Genomic DNA, 16,055 nt, shown 5'->3' with positions numbered 1-16,055 from the left:
TCACGGGGAGGGGTTGGGATGAGTGCGGGCGGGTGGATGAACGAGGCGGACTGGGAGGCGCTCGCGCTGGATCACCTCGGTGAGCTCGGGTGGGAGCCGGGTGCCGGGAAAGATTTCGCGCCGGGGTCGGGGCAGCGGCAGACTTGGGCCGATCTGGTGCTCGTCGAGGACCTGCGGGCAGCGATCGAGCGGCTCAACCCCGACCTGCCGCCTGCGGCGGTCGCCGACGCGGCGGGGGCCTCCACCGACGTGGCCTCCCGGGAGGCGTTCGCCGAGAACCGGGCGGCGCACGAGCGGCTGGTCCACGGCATGCGCTCGATCACCTACACCGACGCGTACGGTGCCGAGCGCAACCCCACCGTGCGTCTGGCCGACCTGGACGATCCCGGCCGCAACGTCTACCGCGCGATCAACCAGGTCACGATCGTCGATGGCGACTTCCGGCGCCGGTTCGACATCGTGCTGTACCTCAACGGTCTGCCGGTCGCGATCGTCGAGCTGAAGAACGCCGCCGACGAGAACGCCACCCTGACGGGCGCGCACGCCCAACTTCAGGCGTACCTCGCGGAGTTCCCGCTCGCCTTCCGGCACACCGTCCTGTGCTTGATCTCCGACGGGGTCACCGCGAAGTACGGCACCCCGTTCACCCCCTACGAGCACTTCGCGCCATGGAACATCGACGACGAGGGGGAACGCGTCGACACCACCTCGCCGGACTACGACGGCCCGGAAGCGCTCATCGTGGCCCTCTACGGGCTGTTCAACCAGCGGCGCTTCCTGGAACTCACCGGCGGCTTCGTCAATTTCACGTCGAAGACGAAGCGGATTGCGAAGGCACACCAGCACTTCGCGGTCGTCCGTGCCGTTGAGTGCATCGTTCGGGCGTCGCGGAGCGACGGGAAGGCGGGCGTCGTCTGGCACACCCAGGGCTCCGGCAAGTCCGAGGAGATGGTGTGCACAGCGGCGTTGACCGCCCGTCACCCCGCCCTGAAGAATCCGACCATTGTGGTGCTTACCGACCGCAACGACCTCGATGACCAACTCTTCGACACGTTCCTCGACAGCCAGACGTTGCTGGGCCAGGAGCCGGAGCAGGCCGACACCCGCGCCGAACTGCGGGACATGCTGTCGAACCGCAACGCCGGCGGCATCATCTTCAGCACCTTGCAGAAGTTCGGGCGTACGAAGGAAGAACGCGACGCTGGCCGGCCGCATCCGCTCCTTTCCGATCGGCGCAACATCCTGGTGATCGTCGACGAGGCGCACCGCAGCCACTACGACAGCCTGGATGGCTACGCCCGGCACCTGCGTGACGCGCTGCCGCACGCCACGTTCATCGCCTTCACCGGCACCCCGATCGCCACTGCCGAGGTGAACACCCGCGCCGTCTTCGGCGACTACATTGACGTGTACGACCTCAAGCGCGCCGTCGACGACGAGGCGACCGTGCGGGTCTACCACGAGCCGCGGATCATCCCGGTGTCGCTGCCGCCGGACATCGACCCGGAGAGCATCGACGAGCAGGTGGAGACGCTCACCGCCAGCCTGGACGACGCGGAGCGGCGCAAGGCCGAGGCGTACGCGGCTACCATGAACACCGTCTACGGCGCCCCCGACCGGGTCGAGACCCTCGCCAAGGACCTCGTCGAGCACTGGGAAAAGCGACGCGAACTCCTGCGTCCGCAGCTCGGCGGGCCGGGCAAGGCCATGCTCGTCTGCGCAACCCGGGAGATCTGCGTCCGCGTCTTCGACGCCCTCAAGGAGCTGCGGCCCGAGTGGGCGAACCCTGCCGCCGACAAGGGCAAGATGAAGATCGTCTTCCATGGGGTGACCAGCGACAAGGAGCTGCTACGCCCGCACCACCTGCGCCCGTCCCAGCAGAAGACCATCCAGGCCCGCGCCAAGGACCCGGACGACGAGCTGGAGCTGCTCATCGTGCACTCGATGCTGCTCACCGGCTACGACGCGCCGCCGATCCACACCATCTATATGGACCGGCCCATGAAGGGCGCCAACCTGATGCAGGCGCTCGCCCGGGTCAACCGCCGGTTCCGGGAGAAGCAGGACGGGCTGCTGGTCGGCTACGCCCCGCTGACCGAGAACCTGCGCAAGGCGCTCACCGAGTACACGCCCAGCGACCAGGAGGACCAGACCCTCGGCCGGGAGATCGAGCGTGCCATCAGTGAGGTGTACAACGAGATCTCCGTCCTCGATGCCATGCTGACCCCGGTCAAGTGGCGGGAGATCCTGGACGACGAGACGGAGCCGACCCGCTGGCGTCGGGCGGTGAAGAAGGCCGCCAACTTCCTGCGTAACCCGCGGACCACCGGCAACGACGTCGACCCCGGCACGAAGCCGCTGCACCGGCGTTTCCGTGACTCGGCGGGCCGGTTGGAACGGTTCTACACCCTCTGTGCGACCAGCCGCGACTTCGCCGAACGCGCCGGCGATATCCAGCGGATGCGCCGCGACATCCACTACTTCCGCGACGTTCGGGTCTGGATCGTCAAGGAGGAGGCCGCCGACCGGGAGGCCAAGGGCCTGCCCAACACGGCCGAGGTGGAACGCTACCTGTCCCAGCTCGCCGCCGAGGTAGTCGACGCCGCCGACATCACCGACATCTACGAGGAGGCAGGCCTCGGCAAGCTCGACATCACCGAGCTCAACGGGGTGGCGTTGCAGCGCCTGCAGGACTCGGAGACGCCCCATCTGGCCGCCGCAGCGCTGCGCCGGCTGATCGAGCGGAAGATGCGTGAGGTCACCAAGCACAACGTGGTTCGTCAGGAGCGCTTCTCTGCCCAGCTCGAAGGCCTGATGAACCGCTACATGCGTCAGCAGCTGACCAGCGCGCAGCTGATCGTCGAGCTGGTCGAGCTGGCCAGGCAGGTCTCTGCGGACGCCCGGCGCGGCCAGCAGTTCGACCCTCCGCTGAACCACGCCGAACTCGCCTTCTACGACGCCGTCGCTCAGAACGGAGCGGCTACGGAACTCATGGGCGTCGGCACCCTCGCGGAGATCGCACGAGAGCTGGTGAAGTCGATTCAGTCGTCGATCACGGTGGACTGGTTCTCCCGCGAGCCGGTACGCGCCAAGCTGCGCAGTCACATCCGCCGGCTGCTGGCCCGCTACGACTACCCGCCGGACCACGAGCGCGCCGCGGTCGACCTGGTCATCCGTCAGATGGAGACCTTCGCCAACGAGTGGTCGCCCGGAGCGCCCGCCAAGTAGCGACATCGGCTCGGACGTAAGGAGGCGCCATGGGTCGACAGCTGGGGATCCTGTTCGCCGACGAGACTTGCATCTCCTACTTGCGGGAGGTCGCTGATCGGCGAGCACGCGGAAGTGGAGAGGGTGAGTGCAGGGTCTCCTTCCCCGTGCGATCGCGGGTCGGAGCTTCGGTGGTCCTGATCTCGTATCGGGGAGCCGTGCACTTTCTGGCGGGCGTGGAGGACGATAGCCGAGCCGACGACATCCGGTGGGCGTTTCGGCTGCGAGCCCTCACCGAACTCGGACGTCCACTCGAGGTCAACCGTCTGCGGGCGGTACTTCGGAAGGACCAGCAACGTCCCCTGGATGGCCAAGGCAAGCTGACCGACAAGGCTAGCGAGATTGTGCTCGACGTTCTGTTGACCGAAGATCCTGGACTTGAACCGGTGATCGGGTCACTGTTCGGTATCCGGGACATCGACCTACCGGCACCCCACAAGGCAGCGCTGGCCGAGGAGCGGGATTGCTTCGCCTCTCTATGCGCGTTCACGGGCGCTCCCGACCTAATACCGGACGGAGGCTTCCTCACTGAAGACGAAATTGGCGGCATCACCAGCCGCGACTCTTTTCTTCCCCCGATGCCTGGCGTCACGCCACGAGAAGATCCGATGGTCGAGCACGACGCGAACACATTCCTCGGCTGGACCCGCCAGGAAAGCGACCGGCTGGCGGTGCGAAAATTCACCGACGGTAATGGGCGAACGCTGGAAATCATGAACGTCAACCGTTGGCCGATCGAAACCCGGCTCGGCACCGACCTGATCTACTATCACCAGCAACGGCGCAGTTTTGTACTGGTCCAGTACAAACGGTTGGTCTCGCACGGCGCGTCCTTGCGTTGCCGTGTCGACGACCACTTCCGGCAACAACTCGATGTAATGCGGGCCCTCGATGACAAGTGCGGACAGGGAGAACAAGGCGGTGATTACCGTATGGTTCCGACGCCCAGCTTCGTGAAGATCTGTCAGCTCGACACTCTGGATGTTGACAGCACCTCAATGATCTCCGGTATGTGCATGCCTCGACAACAGGTCGAGAAGCATCTTGAGTGCCCGGATGCCCCCAAGTACCTGGACTTCCACACGGTGAGGGACTACCTGACCAGCACCCTATTCGCTCAGTTGGTAGCTTTGGGTTGCGTCGGCACCTCTGGCTCCGCCACAGAAATCGTCGCGCAGGAGATCGAGCTGTCGCTGCAGCAGCGCAAGTCCGTGAGCATCGGTGTTTTCAGTGACGAATCCGGGCGACGCCCTTCGTCGTGGCGCACGTCCAGCAGGAGGCCCTTCCAGCCGAGCCGAGCAGCAGCCGGGGTGCAGGACAGTCAACAGGGGCTGCTCTGGGAGTGACCGCTTGATCGAATAGGTTGGGCGCAGCTGCGCCAGCCCGCAGGATCGCCAGGTCCGGCCGCAACGACGCTAGCTGGTTCCGACAGGTCTGGCGCGACCTCAAGCCGCCAGCTGCTCAGGGAGACGCGGTGCACGATCACCGGCGCCGGGCGTGCTGGACGAGGGCAGGGTGCCGCTTCAGCCGGAACAGCACGGCGTCGTCGTGATCGCGGAACTCGTCGACCACCTGCCGCTTGATGTACCCGTCGCCGTGCAGCGGCTCCTCATCGAGGTGATGCAGACAGATTGCCGCGATCGTCGCCCCACGGTCCTCTCTCCGCGCTGATCTGTTGGCGGCTGCCCACGGGCTGACGCGAGCGAGCCTGACCGATCAGTCCGGCGAGGAGATGAGGTGGCTGCGGGGATTCGCCTCGATCGCCGATCGTTGGGCGCGTCGGTCACCACCAGCCAGTCCAGGACCTCGCGTAAACGGTGGACGACTGCGCTCGTCCTAACAGGGCTGCGGGCAGCATAGATACCGGCAGCGCCACGTGGTGACGACAGGACTCCGCTCCCAGCCAAGCTGTCGATCTTGAGAAGCGCAATGAGGTCAGCGCTCGCGTCAAGAACGTTTACACCTCCTACCTCCGAGCCATTTATTGCTAGGTGCACGCACAGCAGAACCAGTCGATAGCTGCGTAGCGCGTTTTTGGTAACGGGGGTTATCAGCATCTAGCGGCCAGAGAGTTGGACTGCAGGTTGTAGCTCCTGCTGTTATTTGCGGGCGTCGACGGAGCGCCGATCCGGCGAGTCGACCAGCAATCCCTCTTCTACAGACAGGAGCTTCAGCATGCGCAAGATCGCTACCCTCGCCCTGCTCTCCACCGGCCTCATCGCGCTCGGCTGCGGTGCCGGCACCACCGATGACGCCACCAGCAAGGCCGACGCCGGGGGCGCCAAGGGTGACGACACGCCGAAGACTGCGAAGATCGGCCAGCCCGCCCGGGACGGGAAGTTCGAGTTCACGGTGAAGTCGTCGAAGTGCGGCGTCGCCAAGGTCGGCGACAGCGTGCTCGGCGAGAAGGCGCAGGGCCAGTTCTGCCTGGTCACGATCAACGTCAAGAACATCGGCAAGGAAGCCCAGATGTTCGACGGCAGCAGCCAGAAGGCGTACGCGGCCGACGGCACCGAGTACTCCTCGGACACCGGCGCGGCCATCTACGCCAACAAGAACGCCGAGACGTTCCTCAACGACATCAACCCCGGCAACCAGGTCACCGGCGTCGTCGTCTTCGACATCCCGAAGAACGTCAAGCTCACCAAGCTCGAGCTGCACGACTCGCCGTTCTCCGGCGGCGTCACTGTCGCCCTGAGCTGACTCCTCGCGCCGAGGGCAGGCCCCGCGAAGCCCGCCCTCGGCGCACCACTCATCCCGCCAACTGTCAGCACAGGTCTCTACGCGAGGAGATTGAGATGCGCAGTGCGACGGGCCGGACCTCGTCCGGCTCCACCACCCGCCCCGCAGGTCGGAAGGACCGCCGCCGGCCCGGCGCGGAGCAGCCCACCCTGTTCGACGCCCCCGCCCCACCCGCCCCACCCGCCCGCCCGGCACCTACCCCGCCACCATCTATCGCCTTCGAGTTGCCGCCAGCCCTGAGGGCCTCCAGGAGGCACTCAACGTTCGCTATCTGACGGAGAACGGCTTCGAGCCGTCGCCGCGACAGGTCGCCGGTGCACCCGCGCTGCTGGTGCACGGCACGGTGCCCCGCCTGCGCGCCGAGTGGTGCGACATCCTCGCTGGGCTGACCGGCGAGGAAGTCGACCTCGGCTACAGCAGCGGTGGCGGAGCACTACTGCTGGCCGTCGACGACCGTGCGTACGCGCTGACCTACGGGACTCTTGGTCGTCACATGGTCGAGCAGGAGGTTTTCGACCGGACGTTCGGCGTGTCCTTCGCCGTCCGGGCGCTGGTGGCGAGCGACATCCGGCAGGTCCGCCGACGGGTCGTAGGTGCCAGCGGGCGGGTGGACCGGAGCTTCGTCCCCGCCGGCCAGCCCATCTGGAAGTACGGCATCGACAAGTGGGGCGAAATCGTCGGCCAGGTTTGCGGCTACACGGACAATCCGCGGCTGGCTGTCTGCCGGCGAACCGGCAAGCCCGCCCGGATCGACGGTGGCGACGCCCTGCACATCCACGTCTGTATCGAGCCCGCCGGGCTCCTCGCCGACCTGCGGGAGATCGAGCGAGTCTGCCAGGAGGAGTCGCCCTTGGCCGACCAGGAGTTCATCACGCAGATCCGACCGGTGCCACCATCGGACGCGCGCATACCGGACCTCGTCGGCGCCCTGGACGAGCGGCTGGCGCTCGTCGATCCGCCGGCCCTCGGCGTGGCGGTGCCCGGCAACCTGATCGGCGACATCGAGCACGCCGCGTCGTACCTGATCCAGGTCCCGAAGTCCGGCCTGGCGCCAACCTTGACCGACGAGCTGAACCTGCCTGCCGTCCTCGCCCACACCAACGGCGCGCTGGACGGCGACCGGTGGAGCGGACTGCGCAACGGCAGCGTCACGCTCTACGCCGACGCTCGCGGTACCGAGGCGATGGTGCGGACCCGGGCCTACGACTGGATCACCGCAGAGGTGGCCGTCGGCAACAGTCACCTGCTGCTCCACGAGGGCGACTGGTATGAGATCGGCGACCGGCACCGAGACTTCCTGCGCCGGGAGATCGCCGAGATCCTGGCCCGACCCTCCGACGTCGCGTTGCCGCCCTGGACCAGGGACCTCAAGGACGAGGACGCCTACAACCGGGCCGCAGCTGACCGTGACCCGAGGCTGGTGCTGCTGGACAAGAGGCTGCTGCGAACGGCCCAGCACCGGCGCGGCATCGAGGCGTGCGACCTGCTCGGCCCTCGCGGCGAACTGATTCACGTCAAGCGTGCGAAGAGCAGTGCCCCGCTGAGCCATCTCTTCGCTCAGGGCATCGTCTCCTACGAGGCGCTGCGCTATCAGGAAGACGCGCGTGCCAGGTTCCTCGACGTGGTGCAGCGGCAGCCGAACGGGCGTGAGCTGAGTCCGGACTTCCGCCCCACCAAGGTCGTCTACGCCATCGCGCTCGATGCCGGCCAGGCGGTCACCGTCGACTCGCTCTTCACCTTTGCCCAGGTAGCGCTCTATCAGGCGATGAAGACGCTGCGGAGCGAGGGCGTCGAGGTAGAGGTCGTCGGCATCCCGTCCGCCTGATCCGTCCACGACATCAGCTCCACAGCGTCCGCTGACGCAACCGGCCCACCACCGCCTCGACGAGGAGAGAACCATGACCGAGCCCCAGGCTCAGCCGGAACCGCAGCCCGTGCCCCAGTTCCACTCCGAGACGACGGACACCGCAGACCTGCAGACGCCCCCACGGAAGAGGCCCCAGCTCCGATGGATCGTCGCCGGCGTCGCCGTGCTGGTCCTGCTGCTGTGCTTCGCTGGCTGCGGTGCCCTGCTGTCCACGACCGGCGGTGAGGAACCGGTCGACGACGAGACCGCCACCTCCGCCGCACCGCAGGCGCACCCCGCCACGTCCGCCCCGACCACCGTCGCCCCAACCACCGCGCCCGCCACGACCGCGCCGCCCGCTCCCACCTACGGCACTCCGACGAAGAACGACTTCAAGCTCAAGGTCAAGGTCCTGAGGAAGCAGTGCTTCGGCAGCGCCGGTTGCAACATCACCTACCGGATCGACGTGACGTACACCGGCGATGTCGGCCTGGACCCGTCCAAGACGTACGAGGTGACGTACCAGGTCAAGGGCACCGAGGATCCGATCATCAACACCTTCGAGGTATCGGGCGACTCCGCATCGGTGCAGCAGGAGGAGATGGCCAGCACGAAGCGCTCCGGCGACAAATTGACCGCCGTCGTCACCGACGTTTCCGAGTTCTAGGGAGGCGTCGTGCGTCCCGATGAGTTCCTGCGTGCCTTGGACCTGCTCCCCACTCCCCTGCACGAGCGCGCCGTCGCGCTACGCGCCTACGCCCGCGTCACCCGCTGCGAGGACTGCCAGCGGATCGGCGACGCCGTGCGGCCGGCCCTCACCGCCGCGCACTACGACGAACTCGCCTCGGCCCGGCAGCTGCTCGACACGGCGGAGCAGCAGGCAGCCCGGCACGAGGTCCACCGCCCGCAGCCGAACCCCGAACGCGGACGCGGCCGCGTCGGTCGCTGGGCGGGGACGTCCGCGCCGCTCGTCGCCGCGACCGACGCGAGCTGGAAGGGGCACGCCGGCGGCATCGGGTACGTCGTCAGCGACGGCCACTACGGCCTGCGCAGCCGGGGCACCGGCCGGCTCGACCCGACGGGCCCGTCGCGCGTGCTGATCAACGAGCTGCGGGCGGTCGACTTCCTGTTCTCCGCGTACGACGGGGCGCCGGCCGGCATGACCGTGCTGCTGGACAGCCTGGCCGCCCTGCGATACCTGCACCGTTGGCAGGCCGGTGAGGCCGACGCCATGCCGGCCGGCTACAGCCTCCGCCCGCGCAGGTCGTCGGCCCAGCCGACCCTGGTCCGGCTCGCCGAGCTGGTGGGCCGGCGGCCGGACCTGTCCTTCGCGCACGTCAAGGGACACAGCGGCCACGCGCTGAACGAGGCCGCCGACGGCCTGTCCCACATGGCCCGCCGCCGGATCGGCGAGTCCTTCGACGTACGCCCCCGCGCGCACGCGCTGGTCGACGCGTTCCTCCGCGACTGGCACACCACCGTCGCCCAGCTGACCACACCGGCTGACTCTTCACCCCGGAGGATGATCGTGGTTCTCGCTGCCCAGCACCTCGCCGTACCGTCCACGGGCCCGTCGGCCCCAGCCTGGGTCGGCCCCGGCCTGATCCTCCGGCACACCAGCACGCCAGCGACCTACCGCCTGCCGGACCAGCCCCACCCTGCCTACTGACGCAGCCACGCCAGGCAGCTCGACAGCGACACGCAACGCTCCTATCCGTTCATCGGATCCGCTCCACACCATCCGGAACCACCTTCCCCGCTCACCCGCAGCGGACCGGCACCTCCGCCGGCCCGTGGGGAGCACGCGCCTGGAGACGACCATGCCGATCCCCCGCCAGCCCTCCCCCACGGCGCCGGCCCTTCCCGCCCGCCGTACCGAGCCCCTGGTCGAGCTGATCTTCGAGCGGCTCACCGCCGACGACGTGCCCGATGACACCGCCGAGCTGGTGCTCGCCGCGCTGAGCGGCCAGGACGATCTGGCCGCCGCGCTCGACCGCGGGACGACCAGCCTGGACCTGGCCGTCCCGACCGACGAGGCGCCGCCGGGACGGATCTGGCTCTCCTCGGTCACCGTCGCCGGGTTCCGCGGCGTCGGCCCGGAACGCACCCTCCAGATCGAGCCCGGCCCCGGCCTCACCCTGGTGGTCGGGCGCAACGGCTCCGGCAAGTCGAGCTTCGCCGAGGCCGTCGAGCTGGCGCTCACCGGCGACAGCGCCCGCTGGGCGGAGCGCAACAGCGTCTGGCGTACGGGCTGGCGCAACCTGCACTCCCCCGACCCGTGCTGGATCGTGGCGCAGCTGCACGTCGACGGGGAGGCGAAGCCGGTGACGGTGACCCGGTCGTGGCCGCTCGGCGCGGCGCTGGCCGACGCGGAGGTCACCGTCAGCAGCGCGCAGGGGCGGCACGCGGACCTGGCGGAGCTGGGGTTGGCCCGCCCGCTGGAGCTGTACCGGCCGTTCCTCACCGCCGCCGAGCTGGGCCGGCTCACCGCCGGCACGCAGAGCCAGCTCTTCGACGCGATCTCCGCGATCCTCGGCCTGGAGGCGATCACCGACGCCGACCAGCGGCTGATGGCCGCCGCCCGGCCCGTCGACGCCGCCATCAAGGAGGTACGCGCCCGACGCGCCGCGCTCGCCGAGGAGCTGACCGGCCTCGCCGACGACCGGGCCCGACAGGCGGCCGTACTGCTAGAGGGGCGCGGCACCGTCGACCTGGCGGCGCTGGGCGCGATCCTCGACGAACCGGAGGAGGTCGCCCCAGACGGGCCGCTGCTGCTGTGCCGGCGACTGGTTGAGCTGCGCGTGCCGGCGGCGGCGGAGGTGACGCGGCTGGCGGAACAGCTTCGTGAGGCGTCCGCCGAGGTGCAGCGGCACGACGGCGGGCGGAACCTGGCGGCGCTGCGCAGCGCGGAGCTGCTCCGCCTCGCCATCGAGCACCACGAGGATGTCGGCGACGGCCCGTGCCCGGTCTGCCTCACCGGCAGCCTCGACGGAGACTGGCGTAGCGCCGCCGGCGCGTCGTTGGCGCAACTGGGGGACCGCAGTCTCGCGGCCAAGTCGGCGGCGGCGCGGCTGACCGCTCTGCTGCGGCAGGCGCACCACCTCGTCGACAACCTCACCGTGCCGGAGGGCGACACGACGGATTCGCCTCGTAACGAACATGACGCGACGAAGGCGCCACGGGATGAGCCGCGCGGTGCGACGCAGGTGCCGCTGGACGAGCCGCATGACGCGGTGGAGGTGCCGTTGGACGGACTGCGCGAGGCGGTGGCGGCGCTGCGGCGCGTACCCGCGGAGCCGGCGGAACTGGCGGCGCACCTGGACGCGCGGTATCCGGCCGTCGTGGCCGCGGCGGAGGCGGCCCGCGCGTACGCCGAAGGGGTCCTGCGGCAGCGTGACACCGGTTGGCGGCGGGCGGCGGCCGAGCTGCGCGGCTGGGTCGACGCCGCGACCCGGCTGCCCGAGCGGGAGGCGACGTTGGCCCGGGTAAAGGCGGCACGGGCCTGGCTGAAGTCCACCGCCGCGCGGCTGCGCAACGAGCGGGTGGCGCCGTTCGCGGAGCACTCGCAGCGGATCTGGGCGCAGCTGCGGCAGGAGAGCAACGTCGAGCTGGGCGCGATGACCCTGGAGGGGACGAACACGCGGCGGCGGGTGGCGTTCCCGGTCAGTGTGGACGGCGCCGACAACGGCACCGCGCTCGGCGTGATGAGCCAGGGTGAGATGCACGCCCTCGGGTTGGCGACGTTCCTGCCGCGCGGGTGCGCGCCGGAGAGCCCGTTCCGGTTCATCGTCGTCGACGATCCGGTGCAGAGCATGGACCCGGCCAAGGTGGACGGCCTGGCCCGGGTGCTCGCCGCGCTGGCCGAGCAGCGACAGGTGGTGGTCTTCACCCACGACACCCGGCTGCCGGACGCGGTGCGCCGGCTCGACCTGGGCAGAGCCCGGATCGTCGAGGTGACCCGCGCGGAGCGATCCGTGGTCACGTTGCGGCCCGCCTCCGATCCGGTGACGCGCTACCTCGACGATGCGTACGCGCTCGCGCGCAACGAGGAGATCGCCGCCGAGGTACGCGGACCGGTGGTGGCGGAGCTGTGCCGCTCGGCAATGGAGGCGGCCTGCCACCGCATGGTGTGGCGGCAGCGGGTGGCGCGCGGGGTTCGGCACGACGACATCGAGGCGGCCATCGTGGACGCCTCGCGACGGCTGACCACCACGCTCGCGTTGGCCCTGTTCGACGACGCCGACCGGGGTGGTGACGTGCTCGGCTGCCTCAGTCGCCGGTACGGGTCGCGGGCGGTGGCCGCGTACAAGGCGTGCCGGGAGGGCGTGCACGGGTCGTACCTGGCGGACCTGCCGGGCCTGGTCTCGGACGCCCGTCTGCTGACGGAGGCGCTGCGGTGACCGCGCCGAGGCCGCAGCGCCGCACGGATGGAGTTGCTGCGGTGGCCGCGCCGACGCCACAGCGCTGCCTGGCGGCGGCCGAGGAGTTGCTGCGCGGTGCCGGGGCGTTCGGCGGGGCTGCCGTCGCCGGCGGCTGGTGGCCCCGGGCGTGCGCCTGCCTGATCCGGCTCGCCCTCGAGGGTGGCATCGATGCCTACTGGCGGCGGACCCGGCCGGCGGTGGCTGCGTGCCGGCAGGGCCGGGCGAAGCAGCTGATGCTGCGCGGGCGGCTCGGTCCCGGCGTCGTCGTCGCCCGCCGCGTCGCGTTCGCCTGGGCGACCCTGTCGTCCGCCGCCCACCACCACTGCTACGAGCTGGCGCCGACGGCCGCTGAGCTGCGCCGCCTGCACACCGAGGTCAGCGCTCTGCTCGCCCGACTTGACGAGGATGTGCCCGCAGTTCCGCCAGAGTCCCTGCTCACCGGCAGATCAGGGTAGTGCGGCCACGGCCTGGATCTCGATGAGCAGGTGCGGGTGGGGTAGTTGGTGCACGGCGACGGTGGTGCGGGTGGGGCCGGTGGCGTCGAAGTATTCGGCCCAGACCTGGTTGTAGCCGCCGAAGTCGTTCATGTTGACGAGGTAGGTGGTGACCTGCACGAGGTCGCTCAGGTCGGCGCCGACTGTCTTGAGCAGGTCGGCGATGTTGTCGATGACGGCCCTGGTCTGGGCGCGGATGTCGAGGTTGGTGGTGCCCAGCTCGTCGACCTGCACGCCGGCGAAGGTGTTGTCGGGGCGGCGGCTGGAGGTGCCGGAGACGAACACGAACCCGCCGGCGACCTTCACGTGCGGAAACGCGCCGCGGGGTACGGCCTTGCCGGCCATGACGTGCGCCTGCGTGCTCATGCTGCTGCTCGCAGGGAGGTGGTGCCGAGCTGTTCGACGACGGCGCGCACGTGGGCGCCGGGTTTCAGGGGCACGGCGGCGGTGGCGGCGCCGGCGAGGAACACCCAGCCCTCGCGTAGCCGTACGCCGTGGCGGCCGGCGAGGCGGATGCCCTCATCCAGGGCGCGGCGGGGATCGCCGAGGATCGCGGCGGTGGAGCCGACCTGCGCCACGCGTCCGTCGATCTCCAGCAGCACCCCGAGGTTGTCCAGCCCGTCGGGGACCGGAGACCAGGCGCCGATGACGAAGGCGGCGGCGGAGGTGTTGTCGGCGACCACATCCGGCAGGGAAAACGTGAAGTTGGCGTACCGCGAGTCGATGACCTCGATCGCCGGGGCGACCGCGCGCACGGCATCGGTGAAGTCCCCGACCGGCTCGCCCGGCTCGGGCAGCCGGTCGAGCAGGAACGCCACCTCCGGCTCGACACGCGGGTGGATGAACCTGGTCGGGTCGAGGGTGCCGCCGTCGGGGACGCGCATGGCGTCGGTGAGCCGACCCCAGATGACCTCGTCCACACCGACCTGCGCCATCTTCGCCTTGCTGGTCAGGCCCATCTTCAACCCGATCAGCCGCTCACCCCGGTCGAGACGACGCTGGATCACCGCGGTCTGCACCCCGTACGCGCCATCCACGTCCAGACCCGTCTCCGCAGCAAGCTGCGGGATGGCGGTGGCGGTGTCGGCCGCCACGCCGAGCCGCTCGGCGATACCCGCGGTGTCCGGCCCGATCATGATGTCTCCTTGCCGGCGAGGTCCAGTGCCACGTCCACGATCATGTCTTCCTGCCCGCCCACCATGCGGCGGCGGCCCAACTCGACCAGGATCGAGCGCACGTCGACGCCATACTTGTCCGACGCCCGCTCCGCATGCCGCAGGAAACTCGAATACACCCCCGCATAGCCCAGCGACAGGGTCTCCCGGTCGACCTGCACCGGCCGGTCCTGCAACGGACGCACGATGTCGTCAGCGGCGTCCATCAGCGCGAACACGTCACACCCGTGCTCCCACCCATGCAACTCAGCGACCGCCACGAACACCTCCAACGGTGCGTTGCCGGCCCCGGCGCCCTGCCCGGCCAGGGACGCGTCGACCCGGACCGTGCGCCCATGGCTCGCCTGAGCGCTTGCGGCGGCGTCGCCGAGGATGCGGCCGTGCTCCACGGCGACGACGCTGTTGGCGACACCGAGGGACAGGTTGTGGTGGGCGTGGATACCAATCTGGGTTTCCGGTGCCAGCACCTGCCGGTAGGCGTCCACCCGCTGCGCGACGTCGGACATGAGGAGTCGGCCGCCGGAGTCGGTGACGTAGACGCAGTGCGCCCCGTACGACTCCATCAACTTCGCCTGCCCTGCCAGACCCGCCGGGTCGTTCATGTGCGACATCATCAGGAACCCGGACACGTCCATGCCGTTCTCCCGCGCCCACGCGATGTGCTGCGCCGAGATGTCCGCCTCCGTGCAGTGCGTCGCGATCCGCACACTCGTCACCCCGAGCGCCTTCGCCGCCTTCAAATCCGCGATCGTGCCGATCCCCGGCAACAGCAACGTGGTGAGCTTCGCGTTCGTCATCACCTCCGCCGCCGCCGAAATCCAGTCGGCGTCACTGGCCGCACCATGGCCGTAGTTCACACTCGACCCCGCCAGCCCGTCACCGTGCGCCACCTCGATGGCGGCCACCCCGGCGGCGTCGAGCGCGGCGGCGATGGTGCGGACCTGCTCGACCGTGTAGCGGTGGGCGACGGCGTGCATGCCGTCGCGCAACGTCACGTCCTGGATGTACAGATCAGTCACCGGGTCACCTCCACGACGTCCCGACCCACGCCATCGCCACCAGCGCCGCCATGGCCCGCGCTGTCGCCATCAACGCCGTCACGGCCCGCACCGTCGTGGCCAGTCGCTGCCGATCGCAGCCCGACCAGCCGCTCCGCCGTACGCAGCGCCGCCGACGTCATGATGTCCAGGTTCCCCGCGTACGCCGGCAGATAATGCCCCGCGCCCGAGACCTCCAGGAACACCGACACCTGCAACCCGCGCAGACGCCGACCCAACGACGGCACGTACGCATCCACCCGGTCGAACTGCACGTCCTGCTTCAACCGGTACCCCGGCACGTACTCCTGCACCGCCGCCACCATCCGCTCCACCGACCCGGCGATCGCCGCCCGATCCGCGTCAGCGTCCTCACACAGGCAGTAGACCGTGTCACGCATCAACAACGGCGGATCCGCCGGATTCAACACGATGATCGCCTTACCACGCTGCGCGCCACCGACCACCTCGATCGCCCGCGCCGTCGTCTCCGTGAACTCGTCGATGTTCGCCCGCGTCCCCGGCCCCGCCGACCTCGACGCGATCGACGCCACGATCTCCCCATAGACGACGGGAGTCACCCGACCGACGGCCGCGACGATCGGGACCGTGGCCTGCCCACCACAGGTCACCATGTTCACGTTGCGCTCGCCCAGGTGCTCGTCCAGGTTCACCGGCGGCACCACATACGGACCCACCGCCGCCGGCGTCAGATCCACCACCAACCGACCATGCGCCGCCAACACCGCGTCGTTGTAACGGTGCGCGCCCGCCGACGTCGCATCGAACACCAACCCCACATCCGCGAACTCCGGCATCGCCACCAAACCGTCGACACCCTCAGCGGTCGTCGCCACACCCAACCGCCGCGCCCGCGCCAGGCCGTCGGAGTCGGGGTCGATGCCGACCATCGCCACCATCCGCAGCGACTCCGACAACCGCAACACCTTGATCATCAGATCGGTGCCGATGTTGCCCGACCCGATCACCGCCACCCCGACGCTCATAACGCACCCCTGTCACCGAAGGCCGCACCAGTCGCCAACTCAACCCGCACGATCACGACTCCTCCC

At 69.5% G+C, this 16,055-nt stretch carries 12 protein-coding genes and 1 pseudogene; 9 read left to right on the top strand and 4 right to left on the bottom strand.

The genetic code is table 11. The features are described from left to right. The first annotated feature begins 18 nt into the window (after positions 1–18). From EV374_RS24195 to EV374_RS24160, 9 genes are all read left to right on the top strand, one after another. On the top strand, positions 19–3,228 hold the full coding sequence (locus EV374_RS24195) for a type I restriction endonuclease subunit R (protein WP_132239109.1): 3,210 nt from the start codon (positions 19–21) through the stop codon (positions 3,226–3,228). 170 nt (positions 3,229–3,398) lie between these two features. Beyond that, positions 3,399–4,613: a hypothetical protein gene (locus tag EV374_RS24190; RefSeq protein WP_132239107.1), complete on the top strand. Its 1,215-nt coding sequence runs from the start codon at positions 3,399–3,401 to the stop codon at positions 4,611–4,613. Positions 4,614–4,764: 151 nt separating this feature from the next. Beyond that, a complete protein-coding gene (locus tag EV374_RS32755) occupies positions 4,765–4,938 on the top strand; it encodes a hypothetical protein (RefSeq protein WP_165947893.1) in 174 nt (57 codons plus the stop codon). A 504-nt stretch (positions 4,939–5,442) separates the two neighbouring features. Next, positions 5,443–5,970, top strand: a complete 528-nt coding sequence (locus EV374_RS24185; RefSeq protein WP_132239105.1) for a DUF4352 domain-containing protein — start codon at positions 5,443–5,445, stop codon at positions 5,968–5,970. 247 nt (positions 5,971–6,217) lie between these two features. Next, positions 6,218–7,834 carry a DUF6119 family protein gene (locus EV374_RS24180; RefSeq protein ID WP_132239103.1) on the top strand — a complete coding sequence of 539 codons (1,617 nt, stop codon included), beginning with the start codon at positions 6,218–6,220 and terminating at the stop codon, positions 7,832–7,834. Positions 7,835–7,907: 73 nt separating this feature from the next. After that, positions 7,908–8,522, top strand: a complete 615-nt coding sequence (locus EV374_RS32750; RefSeq protein ID WP_486485931.1) for a hypothetical protein — start codon at positions 7,908–7,910, stop codon at positions 8,520–8,522. 9 nt (positions 8,523–8,531) lie between these two features. Further along, on the top strand, positions 8,532–9,524 hold the full coding sequence (locus EV374_RS24170; protein WP_132239099.1) for a ribonuclease H family protein: 993 nt from the start codon (positions 8,532–8,534) through the stop codon (positions 9,522–9,524). Between the two features lie 151 nt (positions 9,525–9,675). After that, positions 9,676–12,255 carry an AAA family ATPase gene (locus EV374_RS24165; protein WP_132239097.1) on the top strand — a complete coding sequence of 860 codons (2,580 nt, stop codon included), beginning with the start codon at positions 9,676–9,678 and terminating at the stop codon, positions 12,253–12,255. After that, the gene (locus EV374_RS24160) at positions 12,252–12,731 is read left to right on the top strand and encodes a hypothetical protein (RefSeq protein WP_207914500.1); all 480 of its coding nucleotides are present in this window, start codon (positions 12,252–12,254) and stop codon (positions 12,729–12,731) included. Before EV374_RS24165 ends, EV374_RS24160 begins: the two co-directional genes overlap by 4 nt. Here EV374_RS24160 and EV374_RS24155 read toward each other — a convergent pair. From EV374_RS24155 to EV374_RS24140, 4 genes and pseudogenes are all read right to left on the bottom strand, one after another. Beyond that, entirely contained in the window at positions 12,723–13,136 is a 414-nt protein-coding gene (locus EV374_RS24155; protein ID WP_132239095.1) for a RidA family protein, read from the bottom strand. The genes EV374_RS24160 and EV374_RS24155 overlap by 9 nt on opposite strands. Beyond that, the gene (locus EV374_RS24150; RefSeq protein WP_132239093.1) at positions 13,133–13,906 is read right to left on the bottom strand and encodes a fumarylacetoacetate hydrolase family protein; all 774 of its coding nucleotides are present in this window, start codon (positions 13,904–13,906) and stop codon (positions 13,133–13,135) included. Before EV374_RS24150 ends, EV374_RS24155 begins: the two co-directional genes overlap by 4 nt. After that, positions 13,903–14,964, bottom strand: a complete 1,062-nt coding sequence (gene dmpG / locus EV374_RS24145; protein ID WP_132239091.1) for a 4-hydroxy-2-oxovalerate aldolase — start codon at positions 14,962–14,964, stop codon at positions 13,903–13,905. Before dmpG ends, EV374_RS24150 begins: the two co-directional genes overlap by 4 nt. A gap of 110 nt (positions 14,965–15,074) precedes the next feature. Further along, positions 15,075–15,989, bottom strand: a pseudogene (locus EV374_RS24140) (acetaldehyde dehydrogenase (acetylating)); the annotation flags it as partial. Positions 15,990–16,055 lie beyond the last annotated feature (66 nt).

Source organism: Micromonospora sp. CNZ303 (assembly GCF_004345505.1).
This window is presented reverse-complemented; position numbering and strand designations above follow the sequence as displayed.